This window comes from Bradyrhizobium sp. CB1717, from assembly GCF_029714325.1.
In the GTDB taxonomy this organism is placed as follows: Bacteria; Pseudomonadota; Alphaproteobacteria; order Rhizobiales; family Xanthobacteraceae; genus Bradyrhizobium.
This window is the reverse complement of the sequence record NZ_CP121666.1, coordinates 5230906-5252649: the sequence shown is the minus strand read 5'-3', so window position 1 is coordinate 5252649 and position 21744 is coordinate 5230906. Positions and strand designations below refer to the sequence as shown.

Genomic DNA, 21744 nt, shown 5'->3' with positions numbered 1-21744 from the left:
AAAAGGGAGTGAACATGGCAGGGCAGGTTGAGGGCAAGGTCGCGCTGGTGACGGGCGGCGCTTCCGGCATTGGCGAGGCCATCGTCGAGCTGTTCGCGCGCGAGGGCGCGACGGTTGTCATCACTGACATCGACGAGCTGCGCGGCCCCGAGCTCGCCAAGCGCGTTACAAAAGCCGGTGGCAAGGCGGTCTTCCTGGAGCAGGACGTCACCAGCGAGGAGCGCTGGGTCGAGGTCGTCGCCGAGATCGCCAAGCGCTACGGCCGGCTCGACGTGCTCGTCTCCAACGCCGGCATCGGCATCGCCGTGCCGTCGATCGTCGACATGACGCTCTCCGACTGGCGCAGGCAGAATGCGATCAACCTCGATGGCGTGTTTCTCTCGGTCAAGCACTGCCTGCCCTTGATGCGCAGAACCGGCGGCGGCTCGATCGTCATGATGTCCTCGCTCGCGGGCCTGCGCGGCTCGCCGGGCCTCTCGGCCTATTCGCTGACCAAGGGCGGCGTACGGCTGTTCGCCAAGTCGATCGCGATGGAATGCGCGGCCGCCGGCGACGGCATCCGCGTCAACTCCGTCCATCCTGGCATCATCGACACGCCGATCTGGGGCAAGATCCCGACCGGGGCGACTGGCGCCGGCCAGAACGCCCCGATCGATCCTGAGGACCGCGCGCGGGTCGTCACGCCATTGGGCCGCGCCGGCCAGGCCGCGGAGATTGCCTCCGGCGTGCTGTATCTAGCCTCCGATGCCTCACGCTACGTCACCGGCAGCGAGCTCGTCATCGACGGCGGCATGAACGCGGGCGGCGTGCCGCGGCGCGCCTGAGCGGCGCAGGGCAGGGTGGCGGTCGCAGGGGCTGACGCGCAGGCGCAGCCCCTGTACAACGCGGGGAGCTTTCGACCGACAAAGGTGTCCTTCGCCATGGCGCACAGCCTTCATTCGTCTTCTTCCACACCCGCGCCATTCCGCTCCAACCGGCCGGACCTTGCCACCGACGCGATCCGCACCGCGCGCGAGGATCTCGCCGCCTGCTTCCGCATGGCCGCGCGCAACGGTTTTGAGGAGGGCGTCTGCAACCACTTCTCGGCCGTCGTGCCGGGCCATGACGACCTCTTCCTGGTCAATCCTTACGGCTATGCCTTCCGCGAGCTGACGGCGTCAAAGCTCCTGATCTGCGACTTCCACGGCAATGTCCTCGACGGCGAAGGCGCGCCCGAGGCGACCGCGTTCTATATCCATGCCGAGATGCACAGGCTGCTGCCGCGCGCCAAGGTCGCCTTCCACACCCACATGCCCTATGCCACGGCGCTGTCGATGACCGAGGGCGATCCGCTGATCTGGGCCGGCCAGACCGCGCTGAAATTCTATGGCCGCACGGCGGTCGACCGCGACTATAACGGCCTCGCGCTCGACAACCGCGAAGGCGCGCGTATCGCCTCCGCCGTCGGCGATGCCGACATCGTCTTCATGAAGCATCACGGCGTGATGGTGCTGGCGCCGACCATCGCGGAAGCCTGGGACGATCTCTATTATCTCGAGCGCGCGGCGGAAGTGCAGGTGCTCGCCATGTCGACGGGGCGGAAAGTGCTCCCGGTCGATCCCGCCGTTGCGGCAGAGACCTACAGGCAGATGCGCGAAGGCGATTCCGAATCCGCGCGACTGCATCTTGCCGCGATCCGGCGCCAGCTCGACGCGGAAGAGCCGCAATACAGGCATTAGTAATGGGAAGTAGCCCGGATGGAGCGAAGCGCAATCCGGGGCGGCAACCGCGGAAGCAACGTCCCGGATTACGCTTCGCTCCATCCGGGCTACGGCTCGCGCTATGATCCCTGCCGCAGCTTCGCCAGCACCTTCAGCCCGCCATAGCCGTCGGCCGGCGTGATCCCTGCGCGCTGCTGAAAATCCTTGATCGCCTTCATCGTATCGTTGCCGACGCGGCCGTCGGTGCCGCCGGTGTCGAAACCGGCCTTGGTCAGGCGTGTCTGCATCTCCTGCACCTCCGCGAGCGTCAGCGCGCGCTCGGAGCCGGGGAAGGGCTGGATGAAGGGCGGCGCGCCGAGGCAGCGGTCGCCGAGATGGCAGATCGCCAGCGCATAGTTCATCGAGGGATTGTAGCTTTTCACCGAATAGAAGTTCGGCCCCAGCAGGAAGGTCGGCCCGCCCGCAACCGGCGTCCACATCTGCGCGGAGGCATTCGGCTGCGGAAACGGCTGACCATCGGCGCGGGTGACGCCCGCTGATGCCCAGGCTGCGTAGGTCCGGCTGCCGCTCATCTCGCCGGATGCGCGCACTTCGTAACCCCAATGCTCGCCCCGATGCCACTTGCCGCGATTGACGAGATATTTTGCGGTCGAGCCCAGCGCATCGTCGGGCTTGCCGAACGGTGAGACCTTGCCGTCGCCGTCATAGTCGATGCCGACATTGAGCCAGACCTCTGGCATCCATTGCGAATGCCCCATCGCGCCGGCCCAGGAGCCCTTCATCTCCTCCGGCGTGCTCCAGCCCTTGTCGACGATGCGGAGCGCATTGATCAGCTCGGTCTCCCAATAGGCCTTGCGGCGCGGCTCGTTCCAGGCGAGCGCGGCGAGCGAGGGAAATACCGGCGTCATGTGGTTCTGCTGCACCAGGGGATCGCCATAGGCGGACTCGACGCCCCACAGCGCCAGCAGCGTGCCGCGCTCGACGCCGAAATCTCGCTCGATGCGTGCGAGCAGCGCCTCGTTGTTCTTCAGCGCGATCTTGCCGTTGATGATGCGCCAGTCCGATACGCGGCGATTGATGTATTGCCAGACCTGCTCGTGGAACTCGGGCTGGTTACGCATCTGCTTGAACACGCTCATGTCGGGCTCGACCCGCGCCATCGCGCGCTGCCAGGTCGCAGCCGAGATGCCCTTGGCCAGCGCCCGTGCGCGGAATGACTCGCGCCATTCGTCGAAGCCGGCAGGCGCGGCGAGGACGCGCGTCGGCAGCGCCAGCAAAGCGGCTGCACCGAGCGTCGACTGGAGCAGGGCCCGGCGGGTATGAGGGGGCGAGGAATCAGCTTGTTTCATGGACCCATTCTAGCGGGAAACAGGGTGTCTGTGGGACGGTTCCTGGAGCACGAAGACCAGGCGACGGCCGGGGTTCACCGGAACAAACTGTCGCACTGCTGCATTCCCTCCAGAACATGGTCTGTTCATCGAAGTATTCGAGGTGGGATGAAGATACGCGCGCATGCGGAAAGTCATGTCGTCGAACTCGACGACGGATCGCAATGGCAGATCTTCCCCGGCGACCTCGCGACCACGCTGAGCTGGAAGCCTGAGACCGATCTGCATCTGGAGCCGAGCGGCGACCGGTTGAGTTCGCATGTGCTGGTGAATGCTGCGGACCAAACCCGGGTCCGCGTGATCGCCGCAGGCGAGAGCTGGCCGGACGGCGAAGTTAAGAAATCGTTGAAGGGTGGATAGGCCGCCCTTCCGCAAGCCTGCATATCCCCAAATTTGAGTCTGGCGCTTTACGGTCGGTTCGCTCTTGTCCAGCAAGATGCGCGCATGCGGGAGCTGTTCGATATCATCCGTGCCAATCCCTGGCCCTTCGGCGCCGGCTTGTTCGTCGTGATCCTGATGATCATCGCCGAGAACTTTGGCCGCGGCATTCAAGGCGATGGCGCCGCCGGCAATCTCCCGGATTTCAATGGCGGCGGGGAATGCGGCGACGGAGGCGGCGGCGACTAGGCCCGCCTAGTCCTGCTGCAAATCGGCCGCGATGCCGGCAAGCCAGCGCCGGACCGCGGTTTCCGCCTTGGCATCCAGAGTCCGGGCAAGACGCTTCTCCAGCGCGATCACCCGCTCCCTGCAGGCCTTCAACAGCGTCGCCCCGCGCGGCGTCAGCGTCCATTGCTGGATGCGGCCATGGACCGGATGGGGCGTCATCACAATCGCGCCGTCACGCTCGAGATTGCGGATGATGACGCCGACGGTCTGCGGCGTCAGGAAGGTGAGGCGGGCGACATCCGCGCCCGACAGGCCCGGATAGGCGTTCAGCATCGTCAGCACCGCGAATTGCGGCGACGTCACGCCGAGATCGGCGAGCGTCCGTTCCATCGTCAGGCGAACCGCGGCGTGTGCCTGACGCAAGAGATAGCCGAGATAGCCGTCTTCGCCGCGCTTGCCTTCGCCGGGAGCGGGCACGCGCACCACGCCGTCATCGGCGGGCGCCGGCGTCTTCCGCGAGGTTTTCGATCTTGTGATGCCGGAGGTCTTGCGTAACATATAAGGGCTCTTATACAGTATCAGTGCTCTTACAATAACACGAGGTGCACGGCAATGTCACACGCCCGCAGCGAATACGAGGATTTCAAGCGGATCGCGCCGGACGCGTATGATCTGGTGCTGGCGCTGGGCCAGCTGGCGGCCAAGGCGGGCCTCGACAAGCAGCTGCTCGAGCTGGTCAAGCTGCGCGCCTCGCAGATCAACGGCTGCGCCTTCTGCGTGCAGCATCATGTCCTGCTGTCGGAGCGCATCGGTGTGCCCGTCGACAAGCTCCATCTGGTCGCGGTCTGGCGCGAGGCACCGATCTTTTCCGCACGCGAGCGGGCGGCCCTGGCCTGGGCCGAGGCGCTGACCTGTCTGCCCGATGGCGTCAGCGAGGAGGTCTACACGGAAGCGTCTGGCGAATTCTCCGAGGCGGAGCTGACGTACCTGACCTCGGCGGTCGCATCGATCAATGTCTGGAACCGTTTTGGCGCAGCGTTCCGCTGGACGCCTGCGAAGCGGCCGGCCGCAGCGGCCACCGCTGCGTCCTGACGGAGATAAGGGAGATCACGATGACAGCCATGAGCTTTTCAGCTGTGCAACGTCCGACGCCGTCACGTTCGGCGACGCTCGCGGTCGTCGCAGGGCTCGCCTGCGCGTTCGCGATCGGCAAGGCGCTGCCGCTGACGATCGACACGGTCTCCGGCGCGCTGGCGCCGCTTTGCGCCACTGCGGCCGAGAGCTCGCCGCTCGACAAGGTCGAGCCGATCGGCTCCTACGCACTGCCGAACGTGCCGGGCAAGCGCGTCACCATCGTGCGCGTCTTCTATGGTCCCGGTGGATTTTCGCGGCCGCATCGCCACGCCGGCTCGGTGACCGCCTACATCACCAAGGGCGAGATCCGCTCCCAGCTCGGCGGCGGCCCGGTCGAGACGTTTGGTGTCGGCCAGTCCTTCTTCGAGCCGCCGGGATCGACGCATCTCGTATCGGCGAACGCGAGCGCCACGGAGCCGGCGGAGTTGATCGCGGTCTTCGTTGCGGACGAGGGTGCGGAGCTCACGACGCTTTTGGAGTGATATGGAGCCGGGATGGAGCGCGGCTCGCGGCTTCGGTCCCTTCAGGCCGCCTGCAATAGCCTCAACCGTTTCCACGCCGGTGAGAGACCGTATTCGACGGCCGGAATCGCAACCGCGCCGACGAGCAGACCAAGTGCGCCTGAGATGGCTGCCTCGACCGACCATTCGATGATGCCGGCAACGGATGGCAGGACGTGTGCGGCAGTCTCGGTTGCGGCATGGACCGTGCGGCCGATCGCGGGCGGTCCATATTTCTCGATGCCATGCAAGATGATGCCGCCGCCGACCCAGATCATGGCGGCGGTGCCGATGGTGCTCAGCACTGTCAGGAAGGTTGGCATGCCTCGGACGAGGCTGCGTCCAAGCAAGCGGATCGCGCCGCCAACGACTGAGGCGCCGTCATAGCGCGCAAGGGCCAAGCCGACATCGTCCGCCTTCACGATCAGAGCGACCACGCCATAGACTCCGGCAGTGATACAGAAGCCGACCAGCGCCAGCACCAGCGCCTGCGTCCAGATGCTACCCGCCGGGAGGGCGGCCAGCGTGATCGCCATGATCTCTGCCGACAGAATGAAATCCGTCTTGATGGCGCTCGCGACCTTCTCGTCCTCGACCGACTTGGCATTCAGCGCGATCGGCTGGAGCTGAGCTTCGTGCTCGCGCGCATGATGCGGCATCACCGCTTCGAGCACTTTCTCGGCACCCTCGTAGCAGAGAAAGGCTCCGCCGAGCATGAGCAGCGGCGTGACCGCGGCGGGAAGGAAATAACCGAGCAGCAGCGCAACGGGCAGGAGAATGAGCAATTTATTGCGCAGCGATCCAACTGCAATCTTGCCGACGATCGGCAGTTCGCGCTTGGAGGCAAAACCGATGACGTAGTTCGGCGTAACGGCCGCGTCGTCGATGACCACGCCTGCCGCCTTTATGCCAGCTTTGGCAGCCTGGCTCGCCACATCGTCGAGCGAGCCTGCGGCGACCTTGGCAATCGCCGCGATGTCGTCGAGAAGACCGAGCAGTCCGACACTCATCAATGCAATTCCTTCTTCGTTCGAGCCGGGAGTGTGCGCGACAACGCGCTCATGCACGGCATTAGAACGAGCGAGCCGTCAATTCTCCTCGCTGCTGGATCCCTCGCGCAGGTCCGGCTTGATCACGTCCTCCGGCAGCGTATGGGCCACCGGCTGGGTCGTGACGGCGATCTCCGGGCCGATCTCGCGGCCGCGGGCGCGGATCAGGCGCTCATAGGCGGACACTAGCGTGACGTAGGGGCTGACCCAGATCCAGCCGTCGCGGGTGAACACCTGGACGTCAAAATGCAGATGCATCGACGTGCCGGCGGGATGGTCGAGATAGTTCGAGACCACGCCGATCTTCTCGCCCTCGGCGACGAGGCGGCCGTTGAGGACGCCATCGGCATTCATCGCCTGCGGATTCATGTGCATGTAGCGGAAGCGGATGTGCTCGGTCCGGCTGTTGACCTGAAGCGTCGCGGCCTGGTCCTTGGAGGAACGGATGACGACGGCGTCGCGCACCGCGACGACGGCGCGCTGCTTGCGATCGCAGGGTTCGCGGCCTTCGCCGGGCGGCGGGCATTCGGCGGCACGGATGTCCTCGCCCTGATGGCCGTAACCGCCGGCGCATTGCCAGACTTCGAAGCTGCGGGATTCGCAGAAATTGTCGCGCCAGGGATAGGCGGTCAGGCCTTCGCTCTTGTCTCGCCTGGCGTAGGACTGCGAGCGCACGAAGGCGGGCGCCTTCTCCAGCGGAAAGCGGATCTGCGCATAGGCCATCACGTCGGGATGGCCGGTCTTGTTGCGATAGCCGGTGTTGGGAATGATGTCGCCGCTCGGACGATAGCTGAAATCGGGTGAGCGTGCCGCGGGGCGATCGAGAACGTTGGACGCTACATCCGTCGGCGGCCGCATGCGCTGGCCGCCGGCGATGCGCAGCGCCTTCAGGAAGCGCTCGGCAACCGGATAGGCTTCCCTGCAGGCAAGGCGCCTCGGCTTTGCGACGCTGTCGAGGCACTGGATCGACACCACATAGGCGACGCCGAAGCGCGTGAAGGCGTAGCGGACGTAACCTTCGCGGATGAACCGGCGCAGGTCCGGATAGGTTGCCGCGAGCGGCTTGACCGGCTCGCCCTTGCCGCCGGTGGGATCGGCGATGTCGTAGAGCAGCGCCGAGCCGGTGATCTGCACCTCGACAGGTCTTGCGAACACACGCGAGGGCATGCCGTCGCCGGCGCCAGGCTCGAGCGAAAAGGTCGCGCTGTAACCAGCGGGACCGGCATCGAACATGTCGACGGGATTGAAGTCGGCCTGGTAACGCGACAGCGACAGGCTCGACGGCGCGCCACTGCGCCGGGCCTCGAGATAGGCGCCAGCGTCGAACGGCAGCAGCACGGGAACGGCGCTGCGGGCAATGCCGGTGAAGAATTGCGAGGAGACCCCGTTGAGCTGCACCAGGGCCGGCGTTGCACGCGGATCGTAGCGCGGCACCGAGCGGCGGGGCACGAAGATGAAATCGCCGGCAACCTGGGGATGGCTGTTGATCTCGGCGCGAAGCTGATCCAGCGCTGCGCGCCAATCGACGCGCAGGGCCGTGAGTGAGGGACTGCGGAACTCTTCCGCCGCCAGCGGAGCGGCAACGAGGAGCGACAGCGACGCCAAAAGGAGCGAGACGAAGCGGAAACTCTTCCAAACCACTGTCTCGCCCCCCGGCGGCACTCTGTTCCGACCCTCGATTGCTGGCTTAGTCCTTGGCGCGCTCGGAGTAGGAGCCGTCTTCGGTCATCACCACAATGCGGGTGCCGACCGAGATGTGCGGCGGCACGGTGGTGCGCACGCCGTTGGACAGCACCGCGGGCTTGTAGGAGGAGGAGGCGGTCTGCCCCTTGGTCACGGGCTCGGTTTCGACCACTTCCAGCGTCACGCGCTGCGGCAGCGCCATCGACACCACGTTGACGTCGTGGGTCGACAGCTTGACGGTCATGTCTGGCTGAAGATAGGCGGCCGCGTCGCCGACGACGTCCTTGGAGACCTGGAGCTGGTCGTAGGTCTCGGGGTTCATGAAGTGGAAGCCGTCGCCATCTTCGTACAAGAAGGTGTAGTTGCGCTCTTCGATCGTGGCCTTTTCGACCTGGTCGGTGGTCTTGTAGCGCTCGGAGATCTTTACCCCGTCCGAGATTCGGCGCATTTCGATCTGGCTGACCGGGGTGCCTTTGCCGGGATGGATGTTCTCGGCGCTCACGACGACATAAAGCTTGCCGTCTTGCTCGATCACGTTGCCCTTGCGAATAGAACTGGCGATGACTCTCAAAGCTGTATTTCCTGCTTGCTTGGCCCGGCTGCGGCCAGGACGTGGTCAAATTGATGGGGGACTTGGGGCCTCAAATCAGACCTCGGCGCCCGTTTCGGGCCGCAACATACTGATTTTGCCGCTGGATGCCAGCTTTTTGCTGCCCTGCGGAGCGGTCGGTTAATGGCTGGGGACAAGCCGATCTCGCCGTTCTGGTCGCCCTTGCGGCACCTCGACCGGCGGCCGTTCCTCCAGGCCAGGGGCGCCGTAACCGGGGCTCTACGGGGCTTTTTCGCCGAACAGGGGTTTATCGAGGTCGAAACCTCGGTCCTCCAGGTTTCCCCGGGCAATGAGACCCATCTGCACGCCCCCCGGACCGAGATCATGCGGCCCGACGGCAGCCGGGCCAGCCGATACTTGCGGACCTCGCCCGAATTCGCCTGCAAGAAGCTGCTGGCGGCCGGAGAGCCCCGAATCTTCGAGTTCGCCCGGGTGTTCCGCGACCGCGAGCGCGGCGACCTGCATCTGCCCGAATTTACCATGCTGGAATGGTACCGGGCCGGCGAGCCCTACGACGCCATCATTGCCGATACCGTCGCCATCATCGCCCGGGCGGCGCAGGAGACTGGCATCGGGACGTTCTCCTTCCGTGGCCGGACCACCGATCCCTTCGCCGAGCCGGAGCTTCTGACGGTCGCGGCTGCTTTCGCGCGGTTCGCAGGCATCGATCTGTTGTCGACAATCTCGGGCGGCGAGGGTAATCGTGCCGCGCTCGCCCAAATGGCCGGCGGCAAGGTCCGCGTCGCCGGGGACGACACCTGGTCGGACATCTTCAGCAAGGTCCTGGTCGAGCACGTCGAGCCCCATCTGGGGCAGGGGTGTTTGACCATCCTGTTCGAATACCCATCTCCAGAGGCGGCGCTGGCGCGGGTGAAGGCGGACGATCCCAGGGTCGCCGAGCGGTTCGAGGTCTATGCCTGCGGCGTCGAGCTCGCCAACGGTTTTGGCGAGCTGACCGACGCCGAGGAGCAGCGCCGCCGCTTCACGGACTCGATGGCCGAGAAGCAGCGCCGTTACGGCGAGGCCTATCCGCTCGACGAGGACTTTCTCGCCGCAGTCGCCGAGATGCCCGAAGCCAGCGGTGTCGCACTCGGCTTCGATCGGCTGGTGATGCTGGCGAGCGGCGCAACACGGATTGATCAGGTGGTGTGGACGCCGCCTGCGGGTGAGACATGACGAAGACCAACCTTGCACGCACCCTGCGCGAGCCAGCCGAGTTCGTGGCCGAGCAGCTTGCTCCCGCCGCGGCGCTGCCCGCGCTCGAGCGCGTCGCCGCGCGCTATGCGGTTGCGATCACGCCGGCGCTGGTGGAGCTGATCGACACCTCCGATCCCGACGATCCCATCGCGCGGCAATTCGTTCCGACCGCCGCGGAACTGGAGATGCGACCCGGGGAGAACGCCGATCCGATCGGCGATCACCCGCATTCGCCGGTTCCCGGCATCGTGCATCGCTATCCCGATCGCGTGCTGTTCAAGCTGGTTCACGTCTGCGCGGTCTATTGTCGGTTCTGCTTCCGCCGCGAGATGGTTGGGCCCGGCAAGGAGAATGCGCTGTCGGAAGACGCGTATCGTGCGGCGATCGACTATATCCGCGCGCATAGCGAGATCTGGGAAGTGATCCTGACCGGCGGCGATCCCTTGATGCTGTCGCCGCGTCGCATGAGCGAGATCATGGCCGATCTCGCTGCAATCGATCACGTCAAGATCATCCGCCTTCACACCCGCGTGCCGGTCGCCGATCCCGCGCGCATCAGCGACGAGATGGTCGCCGCGCTGAAGGTTCCCGGCGCGACGACCTGGGTTGCCCTGCATGCCAATCATGCGCGCGAGCTCACGGAAGGTGCCCGCGCTGCCTGCGGACGGCTCGTCGATGCCGGAATTCCCATGATCAGCCAGTCCGTGCTCTTGCGCGGCGTCAACGACAATGTGGCCGCTTTGTCGGATTTGATGCGAGCTTTCGTCGAATGCCGGATCAAGCCCTATTATCTGCATCACGGCGATCTGGCGCCGGGCACAGCGCATCTGCGAACGACGCTCGCGGAGGGGCAGGAATTGATGCGGCAGCTGCGCGGGCGGGTGTCAGGACTGTGTCAGCCTGACTATGTCATCGATATTCCCGGCGGCGCCGGCAAGTCGCCGGTCGGGCCGAATTACGTGTTGGCGGCACAAAATACCGCACCCGACGCACGTGATGCGGAGGCCGAAACACGTTATCGTATCGTCGATTATTGCGGCGAGGTTCATCTGTATCCGCCCGAGACCTGAGCGGTGATGGTGGGAGCGCCCGTTGAGAACGGAGGATAAGGACATGAAGAAGATCATGCTGGCAGCATCGCTCGTGGTCTTGCTCGGCGGCACGGCGGTTGCACAGACCGGCGGCTCCAAGGGATCGACCTCAAGCGGCGCGTCCTCCGGATCGGTGTTGCCGGCCCCTGTCGGTCATCGCCAGCCGCGCGCCAGTGATGTGCCGAGCGAGAAGAACCTGAGCGATCCGAACAATCCCGTGAACAAGGAAGACGCTCTGCTCGACAAGAAGATCAAGAGCATCTGCCGCGGCTGTTGATCGCAATAGCGGGCAGGGCGCGAACAGCATCGCCCCGCCCGCATTGGCCTTACCTCAGGCCGACCGCTCGTGCAGTCCCGCGCGTTGGGTGTTGCGGCGGATCTCGACCGCGTCAGCAAGCTGCTCGAGCACGGTTGCGGTGGTCGCCCAATCGATACAGCCATCCGTAATGCTCTGGCCGTAGGTGAGCGGCTTGCCCGGAACCACGTCCTGGCGGCCGGCGACGAGATTGCTCTCGATCATCACGCCCATGATGCGGTTCTCGCCGCCGGAGATCTGGCCGGCGATGTCCGCCATCACCAGCGGCTGGTTCTCGGGCTTCTTGCTCGAATTGGCGTGGCTCGCATCCACCATCACCAGCGGCGCGACACCGGATTTCGCCAGCTCGTTGCAGGCCGCCGCAACGCTTGCCGCGTCAAAGTTCGGCTTGCTGCCGCCGCGCAAGATGATGTGGCAGTCCTCGTTTCCGGCGGTCGAGGCGATCGCCGAGCGGCCGAGTTTTGTGACGGCCATGAAATGATGCGGGTGCGAAGCCGACTTCACCGCGTCCGCCGCGATCCGCACATTGCCGTCGGTGCCGTTCTTGAATCCGACCGGGCAGGACAGGCCGGAGGCCAGCTCACGATGGATCTGGCTCTCGGTCGTGCGCGCGCCGATCGCGGCCCAGGACACAAGGTCGGCGATGTATTGCGGCGTCGTCATATCCAGGAATTCGGTGCCGGCGGGCAGGCCGAGATTGTTCACCGCCGACAGCACGTTGCGCGCCAGCCGCAGGCCCTTGTTGATGTCGAAGCTGCCGTCGAGATCGGGGTCGTTGATCAGGCCCTTCCAGCCGACGGTGGTGCGCGGCTTCTCGAAATAGACCCGCATCACGATCTCGAGCTGGTCGGCGAGGTCCTCGCGCAAGGCGGCGAGACGTTCGGCGTATTCAAGCGCGGCCTTGGGATCGTGCACCGAGCAGGGCCCGACCACGACCAGCAGGCGGTCGTCCTGGCCGGTCAGGATGGCATGGATGGCGTTGCGCGCGGCCATGACCACACGGGTCGCCGTGAGCGTGCGCGGGACTTCCCGCATCACCTCATCGGGCGTGCTCAGCTCCTTCAATTCGCGGATGCGAAGATCGTCTGTCGTGCTCAGCACGGCGGGCTCCTGTCTGTTCTAGAACCTGCCGGCCAATAAAAAAGCCGCCAGGTCTGGCGGCTGTTCGGACGTTTGCTTCAATATTCTAGATTGAGCGCGATCCTCCTGCCGCCAGCAAGCTGTCGTAGCTAAAGTACCAAAAATAGCTGGTGGCGACGGTGATCATGGAGGCCATATAGCGTGCCGTTGGCGCCTTGTCACCCCCCAATCGGCCTGTCGGGCGACGAGAGCCCTCAGGTGTTGCTGTTGCGTGCCGCCAGCGCCATGCCGATCAGGGTGGCGCCCCCGAACAGCAGGTTGATACCGACGAGGACGCCGATCGCCCATTCGGCCGAGCTAGGCAGCCCCGTGATCACCATGAACGAGATCGCGATGTCGACGAGGCCCGAGATCAGGAGCCACGACCAGCGGCTGTTGAGCTCGCGGCGGTGCTCCAGTGCGTACATGATTGTGGCGACGCCCTCGGCGAGGAAATAGGCGCCGAGCACGATGGTCAACGTCAGCACGGCCTGCATCGGACGGGCCAGCAGCAGCATGCCGGCGAGGCAGGCCAGCGCAGCCGAGATCAGTGACCACCAGAAGCCCGGCGTGCTGCGCGCCCAATAAGTCACGATCAGGCCGCCGATGCCGCTGATCAAGAACACCCAGCCGAGAAAGATCGCGGTCGCAAGGCTCGCGAGCGGCGGCACGATCAGCGCGGCAATGCCGAGCACGGCGAGCAGGATGCCTTCGAACAGGAAGGCCCTCCAATGCGCTTTCACCGCCTGGCTCATCGCGGATTGCAGCCGTGAAAAATCCTCGGGCGATGGCATGGGTGACCCCCAAATTGGCTACCGATGCGTCCAATCTACCCCGTGCGCAGCGCGCTCGCCAACCCGTGCGTCAACCGCCGCCGTGCGCAGATGAAAAACCTTCGCCACTGGTACGAACGCGGTTGCGGCCAAGAATGTAGATCGCGATCGTGACGATCAGAAGCGCGAGGCCGAGCAGGATCGAGACGAAGCCAATCGGGATCAGGGCCAGCGTCAGATTGCGATCGGGGTTGATCAGCCAGTGATGGATCGAGGTCAGCACGAAGGCGAGGCCGAGGAAGCCGACGCCGCCACCGGCCAGAAGCAGCGCCCACATCCGGCGCAATTGGCTGAGCCTCTCCCGTGCGATCTCGGTGCGCGGCGCGTGATGGCGCGCGACGCGCCGGACCAGGCGAATGGCGAAGGCGATCGAGCTGAAGCCGATCAGGAGGCTCGCGCCGCCCAGCCACATCCGCACGGTGGGATCGAGATCCGGCATTCGCTGCAAGGTCAGCAGCGGAAAGTCGAAGGCCGAATGCAGCGCGAGCGGGCCCGCAAAGATCAGGAGACGGCTGGACAGGCGGGCCCAGTCGCGATGGTGGCGGTTCGCGCCCAGCGCCGTGCCGGCCCGCGCGATGGTCAGGTAGGCCCCGGCGATGATGCCGAGCGCGCCGTGGAACGGCACCGTCAGCACGCTGCGCAAGGCGGCCAGCGAGCGCCACATCTCGGCATGCTGGACGAGGTAGGCGAGGTTCTCGTAGGCGGCGAAGCCGAGGCCGACCGCGGCGCCATACACCACCGTGTCCATCGGATTGGCGAAAGTCCGCCGCTTGGTCGAGGAGACCAGCACGATGGCGATCACCTTCACGGCTTCTTCCGGCAGTGCGACCCCGAATACCGAATGCATGGCCAGCGCCGCCCAGGGGTTGTCGGGGGCCGCAACCATCTTGGCAAAGGGGGCGCGGGCGAGGCCCAGCAGGGAAATGCTGGCTGCGCCGAGCAGGAACGCGGTCCAGACCTGGGCCGGCGGGCCAGGGCGTTCCTCGGCGGCAATGACAAGCCAGAGCATCAGCAGCGCCGGGGCGATGGCGGCAGTTCCGATGACGGTAGGTAACGCTTCAATCAGGTACATCGGCGCCGAAAATAGGTTCCCTTGGTCCGCTTAGCTACTTCTACCGATGCGACCATGTGTCATGCGTAGGCTGTCGCCTCGCTTAACGAGCGCGACAGCAAACGTTCATCAGGGGCGCCATGTGTAGAATACGAGCGCAATCAATTGCATGACAAAGCCACTTCGTCATCAATGGCAATAGCGGCCGCCTTGCGGCGGTGTGCGAATTGGCAAATCAGATCAAGGAAGTGCGCAGGTTTCTTCGATTCGCGATGGATGTCCTTGTCCCGAGCCGGATTGCCCGCCTGGGGGAGCGCACGGCGGCGCGGACGGCCTAGTCGTGCTCCGTCGTGCGACCGCGCCGTGGTGAAGCGATCCGGCGGGCCCGCGCCTGCTCCAATTCCCAGAAGGCGCGCACGAGGCACGTGCCGAGGCAGAAGATGATGAGCAGCAGCAGGAAGGCCTGGTCGACGGCTGGGATGTGTATCATGACGCAGATTAAGCAACGCGCATGCCATGCGTTCCCGCATTGACCTGCGCTGGGTGAAGCCGGGCCCTTCGCAAACTTCCTGGAGCCCGCGTTCTCGGCTTCAGTGCGTGGTGAACGGCGGCGGCTCTTGCGGGGCGATGTCGAAGGCGCCGAGATGGAATTCCTCGCCGACAAACGAGTCCGCCTCGGCAGGGTGCCCGAGCAGCGTGAATGCGGCGTCCGGGTATTGCTTCCAGATCTCGAGATCGTCGGCGGTAATGGTGAGCCAGCCGAACGTGTACATGTAGCGGCCGGGCTCGGTAACCCGGCCGACCCTGTCCCAGGTGATCTTGTTGACTGGCATCCGGTCCCCCGATCGCAAGTCCGCAAAAGACGTCCGGCATGCGGCACGGACCATCAAAAGCTGATCCCGCAATGGGGCCGCGATAGGGCGGCGATGCGGAGGCAAGACGGCCGCAACGCGGCCGCCGCCTGCCGGTCAGCGCGCCGTCGAGGCCGCCTGCGCTTCGGCCCGCTCCAGCTGGCGGTGCGAGGCGTGGAAGACGTCGTGGACGAGGCCGATCTTTTCCAGGCCCAGGATGATCAGGCCGTTGAGATCGATCTCCCACCAGGCGTGCGAGATATAGGCGTCCCGCGGGAAGCGGTGATGGTTGTTGTGCAGACCCTCGCCGAAGGTGAGGATCGTGGTCACGAACTCGTTGGTCGAGGCGTCGTCGACCTCGAAGCGGCGATAGCCGTAGGCGTGGCAGACCGAGCCGGTGAGCTGGCTGGTGAGGATCAGCAGATAGGCGCGGAGCAGGCCGGAGAACAGCACGCAGCCGATCATGCTGTGCACGCCGCCGAAGGTGTAGCCGATCACGCCGGGGATGAAGACGGCCGACATCCCGTACCAGACCCAGCGGGTGCGCACGAAGAACATCGCGATGGGGTCGGCAAGGATGTCCTTGGCGTAGTACTCGTTGTCGGTGGTTGCCTGGTCGAAGACCCAGCTGCCCTGGGCATGCAGGAAGCCCTTGAGCGCGCTGACATAGCGATTGCCGAAGCCGTCGAATTGCGGGCTGTGGGGATCGCCGACGTCATCGGCATAGAGATGGTGGCGACGGTGGTTGGCGACCCATTTGGCGATCGAGCCCTGCACCGCCATCTGCGCAATCGCGCAGAAGAAGACGCGCATGATCGGGCCGGTGCGGAAGCTGCGATGCACGAACAGGCGGTGCATGCCGGCGCCGATGCCGAATGTCGTCAGCGCGAACATCCAGGCGAACGTAAACAGCTCGACCTTGCCGACGCCCTGCGTGACGGCCCAGATGATGCCCGCGACCGCGCCGACATAGAGGATGCCGAGCAGGAGATAGCTCTCGCGCAGCTTGGCCTGGACCAGCGGCCCCTCGGTCACGACGCCGGGAGGTAGCTGTGGCTTGGCGGTGACGGCGGTCTGTGCGATTTCAGCCGGGGCGGCCTCGGCGATGGACATTCCAGGAGTTCCAATACTTAAGGCCCGCACTGATTGCGGACGTATTGGGACACACCCTATCGCGCAGGGGCTCTCGGCTCCAGCGGTTAGTTAAGAAAGAGTTAAGATCGGCCCCGCCGGTATCAGGCTGACTGCGCCAGGGGCGGCGCGCGCACGATCAGGCGGACGAGGTCATCGCGCGACTGCTTCTCGGCGAACTTGACCGCAAAGCCGTCGTCGAATTTGCGGATGACGCGCCCGACACAGGCGCCGACCGCAAGCGCGGTTCCCACCGGCGGATCGTACTCGCAGGATATGGCGACGCCGGCCGTGGAGACGTCGATGATGAAGCAGGGATGGATGCTGCCGTCGGCGAGCGTCAGCAGTGTATGCGAGACCTGCGGAACGAAGCGGGCGTCACGCCGCAGCTCCTGGACGCTGGCGTCCTTCTGCTTCTTCTCGAGCCAGGTCAGCTTTTCCGACATCCACGCCCGCCGCGCTCGAGTCATCTCGAGCTCCATCAGGAAGCCCGCCTTCAGCGTCGCGCTGATGGTGCACTGGAATTCGCCGAAGTCCTGGAAGTAGGAGGTCACGCGCTCGCCGACCTTGCCGACGACGGGCACGTCCACGATCATGCGGAACGGCGAGACACGCTTGGTCCGGCAGGCGAAGGTCCGCAGCTTGCCCTCGCAATCGTACCAGCGCGGCAGCGAGTAGCTGCCGCTCACCGTGACTTCCACTGCGCGCTGCCTGAGGAACTCTGCGACGGACATGAGGGCCAATCGTGGTTTCGGAGTGTTTCCGTAAATCCACGGTAGTCGTCAAATTCTAAGCAAATGATACCGTCGCTCAGGAGTGGGGGTAAATTTCCGGTAAATGCGCGGGGCGTTGTGCACCATGATGCTCTCACAACATCGTCACTGCCGAGCGCGGCAGAAGCAGCGGCTGCGGCACCTATCCGAACAGCACCACCAGAGCCAGCAGACCGAGGGCGATCAGGAATTTGATCGTCGTCCAGATCAGACCATCCGACCGGTCCTCCAATCCGAGCCACGCCAATGCGTGCCGGATCGCAAACGACCCGAACACTTCGAGGCAGGCGAACAGAAGAGCGACGCCGGCGAAGAAGGACCATGACTCGGCCGGGGGCATCCATTGCGCGACCAAGGCAGGGACCGAGCCGTTCAGTGCACCGAGCAGCGCGAACCATCCAAACCAGGATGCAAAGCCCTTGACGATATCGGGCCCGATCGCACCGGGCTCGAACCGGATGCCGGTCGCCGCGAGGATGCGTTCGATCCGTTCGCCGTCGGTCAGGAACAGAAATGCGCCGAGGTAGAGCGGAATACGCGACATGAAGAGGAAGGCGATGATGCCGAACAGGGTGACGTGGGCGATGACGTCGCTGAGGATCTCCACGCCATTCGTGCGCGATGGCTTCGCTGCGGCCTGGCGCTGCGGCAGCGATCTGGCGCGCGCCATGTGCTCCAGCATTTTGGCGCGCCGGCCCGGTGCGTAGGGGACGGCGCGGTGCATCCAGGACGGCGGCTGCGCGGCAACGCCGCGCTGGCTGTCCGAAGGGGATTTGGGCTGCTCCATGGGCCTGCACCGGTTCCAATCGAGCATTGGTCGGAGGCCAGAGGCGGGGAGGTTCACTGCTGAGGGGTAAATTCGCGGGCCGCGTCCGCGCGCCGCCCCGGCGCGTGGCGCTCCCTAGCGGAATCGAACCGCTCTCTCCACCGTGAAAGGGTGGCGTCCTAACCGATAGACGAAGGGAGCAAACGCAGGGCCCCGCCGCTTGTGGCGGCACGGCCGCCGACCGGTCCGAGTCGGGCCCGGCGGCTTGCAGCGGGCGAACGTATAGTGGCCTTTGCGGCGGCGGGCAAGCCGTTCGGGAACGTCTTTTGGAACCGGTGGATAGCCTCGCCCCTGCAGCATTCGGAGGCGATTTCAACGGTTTCTTAGGGTTCCCTGAGCTAGCGCTGGAGGCGGAGAATTTTCGCCGATGCCACAACCCAAGAAGCGGGCAGCCCGCAAGCTGCTGTCGCGGCATGCCTGGATCACGCTCGACGGCGGGTTCGCGGCACGGCATTGCCTGGTCCAGGACATCTCCGACACCGGCGCGAAGATCACGATGGACGAGGACGCGAGCCAGCTGCCGGGCGTGATCCGGATGGCCTTCGCGCGCGACGCCCGCACCGGGCGGAGCTGCCAGGTGATCTGGCGCCGCGGCAAGTCGGCCGGCGTCAGGTTCATCTGACCTCGCCCGCGCGGCCGGATGGCGCGCAGCAGCCGTCCGGGCTAGAAGGTCGGCATGGGTGCACCGCTCCTCATCTTCATCACGTTGCTCATCACGTCCGCGGCCGGGGCCGAGGCGCTGCGGCTTCCGGCATCCGAGCCGCCGCGGGCGGGCAAGGCGTTGCCGTTGAAGGGCACGGCCGGCACTGCGAAGGCGAATGCCTGCGCATCGTATGGCGCCGGCTTTCATCTGGTCGAGGCGACCGGCACCTGCGTGAAGATCGGCGGCGCGATCAGCGTCGACGCCGCGGTCAGGCGCTGACGCGGATGCCGCCGGATCTCTTGCGGCTCGATATCGTCGTCCCCGTGCTGATGTACTGCGCGCTGCTGTGGTGGGTCGGCCGCGGCCTGAGCTGGACGGCAAAGCTCGCCACCGCGGTCGTCACGCTCGTGCTGATCATCTGCGTGGTGCTGGTCGAGCGGCGCTAGTCGCGAGCGCCAAAATAAAAAGTGCGAGAACAACCCCATGCACAGTAGCCGTCAAGCGTGACGGCGACGGCGAAAGTTTGCCGCCTAACGGCGATTTCCCGTGCGCGCGTCGCGCCTTAAGCCGCGCCGCCGCGTCATGACATCGGCGGTGCGACGAACTGTGCAAATCCACCTCGTTTGCCGAGCTCGGCGAGCCAGCGCGTCAGGTTCGGCTGGGCCGGGCGGCTGATGCCCTCGACGCCGAGCCAGCGCCGCGCGTAGGAGCCGATCGCGATGTCGGCGAGCGTGAACTGGTCGCCCTCCATGAAGCGGCGCGAGGCGAGCAGATTGTCGGCGATCGCCCAGACCTCGGCGGCGGCATCGGCATCGCGCTGCACCTGGATCATGTCGCGCTCGGCGGGCGCGGTGCGCACGATGCCCCAGAACACCGGGCGGTCGACCGGCTGCACCGCCGACAGCGTCCAGTCGAGCCAGCGGTCGACGCTGGCGCGAAGCCTCACTGCCTCCGGATAGATCGGCGTGCCGCGTCCATGCGCGAGGCAGAGATAGCGCATGATCGAGTTCGACTCCCACAGCACGAAGTCGCCCTCGACCAGCGTCGGGATCCGCGCATTCGGGTTCATCGCGAGATAGTCCGCCTCGCGGGTCTTGCCGTATTGCATGCCGGCGTCGATGCGCTCGTAGGAAAGGCCGAGCTCGGTGAGGCACCACAGCACCTTCTGCACGTTGACCGAATTGGCGCGGCCCCAGATCGTCAGCTTGGCGTCAGGCATGAAGTGTCTCCCGCGGCGTATCCCGGTGTCGTAGCCCGGATGGAGCGAAGCGTAATCCGGGACAGTCTCGCCGCACGAACGGACCCGGATTGCGCTGCGCTCCATCCGGGCTACGCGTCCGCCGCCTGATAGCGGAATTTCGCCGCGCCAGCGTCGGCGATTGCGCCGGGCCCCTCATGCAAAAAGCTCCGCCCGGGGCGGAGCTTTTCAACGCAAACTGACCCTGATGTCAGTGGCCGAAGAACAGCCACAGCAGGATGATCACCGGGATCGGCACGCCCAGCAGCCACAACAAGATTCCGCGTCCCATCGTGTTCTCCTCCAGTCGCATTGTCCTGGGGTGAACGCCGGGGGCAGGGGCTTGTTCCTGACGCTAGGCCCTACCAATCAGCCCTACCAATGGCCGGTGTTCGGCATCGACAGCCACGGCTCCTGCGGCGGCTTCGGCTCGCCCTTCTGCAACAGCTCGATCGAATGCAGGTCCGGCGAACGGACGAAGGCCATGTTGCCGTCGCGCGGCGGACGGTTGATGGTGACGCCGGCCTTCTGCAGCTTCTCGCAGGTCGCGTAGATGTCGTCGACCTCATAGGCGAGATGGCCGAAGAAGCGGTCCTCGCCGTAACTCTCCTCGTCCCAATTGTAGGTGAGCTCGACCAGCGGCGCGCCGCGGCTCGAGGGCTGCTTCTTCAGCGCCTCGAGATCGTCCGACGAGCACAGGAACACCAGCGTGAACCGCCCCTTGTCGTTCTCGATCCGCCGCACCTCCTTCAGCCCCAGCGCATCCTGATAAAACTTCAGCGCGACATCGAGATTGCGCACGCGCAGCATGGTGTGGAGATAACGCATGGTTGTTGCTCCCTTTGACAGTCGGAGGGTTTTGCTTTGGGCCGGGACGGCGGGGACAGGAGATAGCAGGAAAGTGGAGGGAGGGGCAGGGGATCCCTCGAAGCTATCTTAGTGCGCGGAAGTGCAAGGCGGCGCTTTACTTTCTCGTTAGATTTGGCGAGTGTGCTTACCTTAAGTTGTGATCCGGAGGGGCAATGGCGGATACAAATGAGCAGGTGAAGAAGCCGACTAGTTCAAAAGAACTCTCGATAGCCCAGCTAGTAGAAGAAGTGGGCATCGGCGACAAAGTTTTAGAAATCTACGGACCTACTCAGGTCGCCGACAGCTTGGTATGGGAGGTATGGGTAAAGGATCGCTACAAAGAGCTGGCTACGCGGTTTGTTGAAGAGCTGCCGGACGACGGCACCAAGATCTACGACACATTTCAGCAAATCGCGGTTCGCCTCAACATTCGATACCAGCAGACACTCAGTCGTGCCGGCCAGGCCGAGTGGGAGCGCCAAAAGGAATTGATCGAAATTCAAGCTAAGCACAGCCTCCAGTCGTCCGATATCATCGCTCGACGCACCGATCAGGTAGGAAGGCTTTCGCTAACAGGCTTCGGTTTTGTGGCATCGATACTCATTTCGTTCTATGTGATTTACATTCAGTCCCCTTACGCTAGTTGGGCGGCGGCGTATGTATTCATTTCATTCGTTGCGAACGCGGGTCGGTACTTGCTTGGAGGCAAATTCGAGGGAGTTAAGATTCCAAAGCCTTGGCACACTGGCGCTTAGTAAGGCGTTGCACTTGCGGAAGTCCGCTCATTGCCGCTCTTTGCTTGCAGGCACCTTAGGGAGCCATTCTGCGCGTGCCGAATTGTATTGACAGTGCACTAACGCGCCGCGAACGCAGCGAACTCGCGGAACCGGCCGTCTAGTTAGTGTGAACGAGTTGTGTGCACTGGACTGCAGTCGAGCGCTGTGACCTTAATGTAGTCTGAAGATCGGCTGCCACGCGGCGCCACGGAGGCTGAATTCGCCTACCACACGGTACAATAGCTGAAGTCGGGATCTGATCTGCAAACGCATCAGCCGTACTCGGCGCTGAGCGCGACGATGATGAGGCTCTGACGGAGCGGCAAAGAACCGTTCCCCAAGATAGCGAGCGGGCTGTGCGTGAGATGAACCAGGGCAAGG

28 protein-coding genes and 1 tRNA gene are annotated in these 21744 nt (G+C 64.8%); 13 read left to right on the top strand and 16 right to left on the bottom strand.

Annotated elements, in window-relative coordinates:
• The first annotated feature begins 14 nt into the window (after positions 1-14).
• Both QA649_RS25035 and QA649_RS25030 read left to right on the top strand, forming a co-directional pair.
• Complete coding sequence (locus tag QA649_RS25035; protein ID WP_283019533.1) at positions 15-824, top strand: glucose 1-dehydrogenase; 810 nt, start codon at positions 15-17, stop codon at positions 822-824.
• Positions 825-920: 96 nt separating this feature from the next.
• Positions 921-1718, top strand: coding sequence for an aldolase (locus QA649_RS25030; RefSeq protein WP_283019532.1), 798 nt, complete (start codon positions 921-923; stop codon positions 1716-1718).
• Positions 1719-1819: 101 nt separating this feature from the next.
• Here the strand turns inward: QA649_RS25030 and QA649_RS25025 are convergent, their stop codons facing one another.
• Positions 1820-3049, bottom strand: coding sequence for a lytic murein transglycosylase (locus QA649_RS25025; RefSeq protein WP_283019531.1), 1230 nt, complete (start codon positions 3047-3049; stop codon positions 1820-1822).
• Between the two features lie 147 nt (positions 3050-3196).
• Here QA649_RS25025 and QA649_RS25020 point away from each other — a divergent pair, with 147 nt between their 5' ends.
• Both QA649_RS25020 and QA649_RS25015 read left to right on the top strand, forming a co-directional pair.
• Entirely contained in the window at positions 3197-3448 is a 252-nt protein-coding gene (locus tag QA649_RS25020; RefSeq protein WP_283019530.1) for a hypothetical protein, read from the top strand.
• A gap of 84 nt (positions 3449-3532) precedes the next feature.
• Positions 3533-3715, top strand: coding sequence for a hypothetical protein (locus QA649_RS25015; protein ID WP_283019529.1), 183 nt, complete (start codon positions 3533-3535; stop codon positions 3713-3715).
• Between the two features lie 6 nt (positions 3716-3721).
• Here QA649_RS25015 and QA649_RS25010 read toward each other — a convergent pair whose 3' ends face one another.
• The gene (locus QA649_RS25010) at positions 3722-4252 is read right to left on the bottom strand and encodes a MarR family transcriptional regulator (RefSeq protein ID WP_283019528.1); all 531 of its coding nucleotides are present in this window, start codon (positions 4250-4252) and stop codon (positions 3722-3724) included.
• 54 nt (positions 4253-4306) lie between these two features.
• Here QA649_RS25010 and QA649_RS25005 point away from each other — a divergent pair, with 54 nt between their 5' ends.
• A complete protein-coding gene (locus tag QA649_RS25005; protein WP_283019527.1) occupies positions 4307-4786 on the top strand; it encodes a carboxymuconolactone decarboxylase family protein in 480 nt (159 codons plus the stop codon).
• Positions 4787-4806: 20 nt separating this feature from the next.
• Positions 4807-5310 (top strand): cupin domain-containing protein, encoded by a 504-nt coding sequence (locus QA649_RS25000; protein WP_283019526.1) that lies wholly within the window; start codon positions 4807-4809, stop codon positions 5308-5310.
• Positions 5311-5351: 41 nt separating this feature from the next.
• On the opposite strand, the gene QA649_RS24995 is transcribed toward QA649_RS25000, so the two are convergent.
• From QA649_RS24995 to efp, 3 genes are all read right to left on the bottom strand, one after another.
• Complete coding sequence (locus QA649_RS24995; protein WP_283019525.1) at positions 5352-6338, bottom strand: DUF808 domain-containing protein; 987 nt, start codon at positions 6336-6338, stop codon at positions 5352-5354.
• Positions 6339-6416: 78 nt separating this feature from the next.
• On the bottom strand, positions 6417-8039 hold the full coding sequence (locus QA649_RS24990) for a M23 family peptidase (protein ID WP_283019524.1): 1623 nt from the start codon (positions 8037-8039) through the stop codon (positions 6417-6419).
• A 25-nt stretch (positions 8040-8064) separates the two neighbouring features.
• A complete protein-coding gene (gene efp, locus QA649_RS24985; RefSeq protein WP_283019523.1) occupies positions 8065-8631 on the bottom strand; it encodes an elongation factor P in 567 nt (188 codons plus the stop codon).
• Positions 8632-8793: 162 nt separating this feature from the next.
• On the opposite strand from efp, the gene epmA reads away from it, so the two are divergent.
• From epmA to QA649_RS24970, 3 genes are read left to right on the top strand one after another with little or no spacing between them, the layout of a single operon-like run.
• Complete coding sequence (epmA, locus tag QA649_RS24980; protein ID WP_283019522.1) at positions 8794-9846, top strand: EF-P lysine aminoacylase EpmA; 1053 nt, start codon at positions 8794-8796, stop codon at positions 9844-9846.
• The gene (locus QA649_RS24975) at positions 9843-10937 is read left to right on the top strand and encodes a lysine-2,3-aminomutase-like protein (protein WP_283019521.1); all 1095 of its coding nucleotides are present in this window, start codon (positions 9843-9845) and stop codon (positions 10935-10937) included. The genes epmA and QA649_RS24975 overlap by 4 nt, the downstream gene beginning before the upstream one ends.
• A gap of 43 nt (positions 10938-10980) precedes the next feature.
• Complete coding sequence (locus tag QA649_RS24970) at positions 10981-11235, top strand: hypothetical protein (protein ID WP_018641769.1); 255 nt, start codon at positions 10981-10983, stop codon at positions 11233-11235.
• 54 nt (positions 11236-11289) lie between these two features.
• Here QA649_RS24970 and QA649_RS24965 read toward each other — a convergent pair whose 3' ends face one another.
• The 9 genes from QA649_RS24965 to QA649_RS24925 form a co-directional block, all read right to left on the bottom strand.
• Positions 11290-12375 carry a 3-deoxy-7-phosphoheptulonate synthase gene (locus QA649_RS24965; protein WP_283019520.1) on the bottom strand — a complete coding sequence of 362 codons (1086 nt, stop codon included), beginning with the start codon at positions 12373-12375 and terminating at the stop codon, positions 11290-11292.
• A 233-nt stretch (positions 12376-12608) separates the two neighbouring features.
• Positions 12609-13187, bottom strand: a complete 579-nt coding sequence (locus tag QA649_RS24960) for an HdeD family acid-resistance protein (protein ID WP_018641771.1) — start codon at positions 13185-13187, stop codon at positions 12609-12611.
• A gap of 70 nt (positions 13188-13257) precedes the next feature.
• Positions 13258-14298 carry a PrsW family glutamic-type intramembrane protease gene (locus QA649_RS24955; protein ID WP_283019519.1) on the bottom strand — a complete coding sequence of 347 codons (1041 nt, stop codon included), beginning with the start codon at positions 14296-14298 and terminating at the stop codon, positions 13258-13260.
• 313 nt (positions 14299-14611) lie between these two features.
• On the bottom strand, positions 14612-14767 hold the full coding sequence (locus QA649_RS24950) for a hypothetical protein (RefSeq protein WP_283019517.1): 156 nt from the start codon (positions 14765-14767) through the stop codon (positions 14612-14614).
• 100 nt (positions 14768-14867) lie between these two features.
• Positions 14868-15110 carry a hypothetical protein gene (locus QA649_RS24945; protein WP_283019516.1) on the bottom strand — a complete coding sequence of 81 codons (243 nt, stop codon included), beginning with the start codon at positions 15108-15110 and terminating at the stop codon, positions 14868-14870.
• Between the two features lie 135 nt (positions 15111-15245).
• Positions 15246-16241, bottom strand: coding sequence for an acyl-CoA desaturase (locus QA649_RS24940; RefSeq protein WP_283019515.1), 996 nt, complete (start codon positions 16239-16241; stop codon positions 15246-15248).
• A 122-nt stretch (positions 16242-16363) separates the two neighbouring features.
• Positions 16364-16993 (bottom strand): PilZ domain-containing protein, encoded by a 630-nt coding sequence (locus QA649_RS24935; protein ID WP_283019514.1) that lies wholly within the window; start codon positions 16991-16993, stop codon positions 16364-16366.
• A 181-nt stretch (positions 16994-17174) separates the two neighbouring features.
• A complete protein-coding gene (locus QA649_RS24930) occupies positions 17175-17819 on the bottom strand; it encodes a hypothetical protein (protein WP_283019513.1) in 645 nt (214 codons plus the stop codon).
• Between the two features lie 105 nt (positions 17820-17924).
• A tRNA-Glu gene (locus QA649_RS24925) sits at positions 17925-17999 on the bottom strand.
• Between the two features lie 226 nt (positions 18000-18225).
• On the opposite strand from QA649_RS24925, the gene QA649_RS24920 reads away from it, so the two are divergent.
• Genes QA649_RS24920 through QA649_RS24910 form a run of 3 tightly spaced genes read left to right on the top strand, consistent with a single transcriptional unit; the run spans position 18226 to position 18947 of the window.
• On the top strand, positions 18226-18480 hold the full coding sequence (locus tag QA649_RS24920; protein WP_018641780.1) for a PilZ domain-containing protein: 255 nt from the start codon (positions 18226-18228) through the stop codon (positions 18478-18480).
• Positions 18481-18534: 54 nt separating this feature from the next.
• Positions 18535-18780 (top strand): hypothetical protein, encoded by a 246-nt coding sequence (locus tag QA649_RS24915; protein ID WP_283019512.1) that lies wholly within the window; start codon positions 18535-18537, stop codon positions 18778-18780.
• 5 nt (positions 18781-18785) lie between these two features.
• Positions 18786-18947, top strand: coding sequence for a hypothetical protein (locus tag QA649_RS24910; protein ID WP_130367159.1), 162 nt, complete (start codon positions 18786-18788; stop codon positions 18945-18947).
• Positions 18948-19081: 134 nt separating this feature from the next.
• On the opposite strand, the gene QA649_RS24905 is transcribed toward QA649_RS24910, so the two are convergent.
• Positions 19082-19720, bottom strand: a complete 639-nt coding sequence (locus QA649_RS24905) for a glutathione S-transferase (RefSeq protein ID WP_283019511.1) — start codon at positions 19718-19720, stop codon at positions 19082-19084.
• Positions 19721-20113: 393 nt separating this feature from the next.
• A complete protein-coding gene (locus QA649_RS24900) occupies positions 20114-20566 on the bottom strand; it encodes a VOC family protein (RefSeq protein ID WP_283019510.1) in 453 nt (150 codons plus the stop codon).
• A 194-nt stretch (positions 20567-20760) separates the two neighbouring features.
• Between QA649_RS24900 and QA649_RS24895 the strand changes: the two genes are divergently transcribed.
• Positions 20761-21342 (top strand): hypothetical protein, encoded by a 582-nt coding sequence (locus tag QA649_RS24895; protein ID WP_283019509.1) that lies wholly within the window; start codon positions 20761-20763, stop codon positions 21340-21342.
• Positions 21343-21744 lie beyond the last annotated feature (402 nt).

What these genes read in the sequence shown, in the direction of transcription:
- QA649_RS24970 (WP_018641769.1), top strand. Translation starts at nt 10,981, where the DNA reads ATGAAGAAGATCATGCTGGCAGCATCGCTCGTGGTCTTGCTCGGCGGC.
- QA649_RS24895 (WP_283019509.1), top strand. Translation starts at nt 20,761, where the DNA reads ATGGCGGATACAAATGAGCAGGTGAAGAAGCCGACTAGTTCAAAAGAA.
- QA649_RS25015 (WP_283019529.1), top strand. Translation starts at nt 3,533, where the DNA reads ATGCGGGAGCTGTTCGATATCATCCGTGCCAATCCCTGGCCCTTCGGC.
- QA649_RS24930 (WP_283019513.1), bottom strand. Translation starts at nt 17,819, where the DNA reads ATGGAGCAGCCCAAATCCCCTTCGGACAGCCAGCGCGGCGTTGCCGCG.
- QA649_RS24955 (WP_283019519.1), bottom strand. Translation starts at nt 14,298, where the DNA reads ATGTACCTGATTGAAGCGTTACCTACCGTCATCGGAACTGCCGCCATC.
- QA649_RS24945 (WP_283019516.1), bottom strand. Translation starts at nt 15,110, where the DNA reads ATGCCAGTCAACAAGATCACCTGGGACAGGGTCGGCCGGGTTACCGAG.
- QA649_RS24935 (WP_283019514.1), bottom strand. Translation starts at nt 16,993, where the DNA reads ATGTCCGTCGCAGAGTTCCTCAGGCAGCGCGCAGTGGAAGTCACGGTG.
- epmA (WP_283019522.1), top strand. Translation starts at nt 8,794, where the DNA reads ATGGCTGGGGACAAGCCGATCTCGCCGTTCTGGTCGCCCTTGCGGCAC.
- QA649_RS24900 (WP_283019510.1), bottom strand. Translation starts at nt 20,566, where the DNA reads ATGCGTTATCTCCACACCATGCTGCGCGTGCGCAATCTCGATGTCGCG.
- QA649_RS25000 (WP_283019526.1), top strand. Translation starts at nt 4,807, where the DNA reads ATGACAGCCATGAGCTTTTCAGCTGTGCAACGTCCGACGCCGTCACGT.
- QA649_RS24995 (WP_283019525.1), bottom strand. Translation starts at nt 6,338, where the DNA reads ATGAGTGTCGGACTGCTCGGTCTTCTCGACGACATCGCGGCGATTGCC.
- QA649_RS25035 (WP_283019533.1), top strand. Translation starts at nt 15, where the DNA reads ATGGCAGGGCAGGTTGAGGGCAAGGTCGCGCTGGTGACGGGCGGCGCT.
- QA649_RS25025 (WP_283019531.1), bottom strand. Translation starts at nt 3,049, where the DNA reads ATGAAACAAGCTGATTCCTCGCCCCCTCATACCCGCCGGGCCCTGCTC.
- QA649_RS25030 (WP_283019532.1), top strand. Translation starts at nt 921, where the DNA reads ATGGCGCACAGCCTTCATTCGTCTTCTTCCACACCCGCGCCATTCCGC.
- QA649_RS25005 (WP_283019527.1), top strand. Translation starts at nt 4,307, where the DNA reads ATGTCACACGCCCGCAGCGAATACGAGGATTTCAAGCGGATCGCGCCG.
- QA649_RS25020 (WP_283019530.1), top strand. Translation starts at nt 3,197, where the DNA reads ATGAAGATACGCGCGCATGCGGAAAGTCATGTCGTCGAACTCGACGAC.
- QA649_RS24960 (WP_018641771.1), bottom strand. Translation starts at nt 13,187, where the DNA reads ATGCCATCGCCCGAGGATTTTTCACGGCTGCAATCCGCGATGAGCCAG.
- QA649_RS24915 (WP_283019512.1), top strand. Translation starts at nt 18,535, where the DNA reads ATGGGTGCACCGCTCCTCATCTTCATCACGTTGCTCATCACGTCCGCG.
- QA649_RS24905 (WP_283019511.1), bottom strand. Translation starts at nt 19,720, where the DNA reads ATGCCTGACGCCAAGCTGACGATCTGGGGCCGCGCCAATTCGGTCAAC.
- QA649_RS24910 (WP_130367159.1), top strand. Translation starts at nt 18,786, where the DNA reads ATGCCGCCGGATCTCTTGCGGCTCGATATCGTCGTCCCCGTGCTGATG.
- QA649_RS25010 (WP_283019528.1), bottom strand. Translation starts at nt 4,252, where the DNA reads ATGTTACGCAAGACCTCCGGCATCACAAGATCGAAAACCTCGCGGAAG.
- QA649_RS24950 (WP_283019517.1), bottom strand. Translation starts at nt 14,767, where the DNA reads ATGATACACATCCCAGCCGTCGACCAGGCCTTCCTGCTGCTGCTCATC.
- QA649_RS24940 (WP_283019515.1), bottom strand. Translation starts at nt 16,241, where the DNA reads ATGTCCATCGCCGAGGCCGCCCCGGCTGAAATCGCACAGACCGCCGTC.
- QA649_RS24975 (WP_283019521.1), top strand. Translation starts at nt 9,843, where the DNA reads ATGACGAAGACCAACCTTGCACGCACCCTGCGCGAGCCAGCCGAGTTC.
- QA649_RS24920 (WP_018641780.1), top strand. Translation starts at nt 18,226, where the DNA reads ATGCCACAACCCAAGAAGCGGGCAGCCCGCAAGCTGCTGTCGCGGCAT.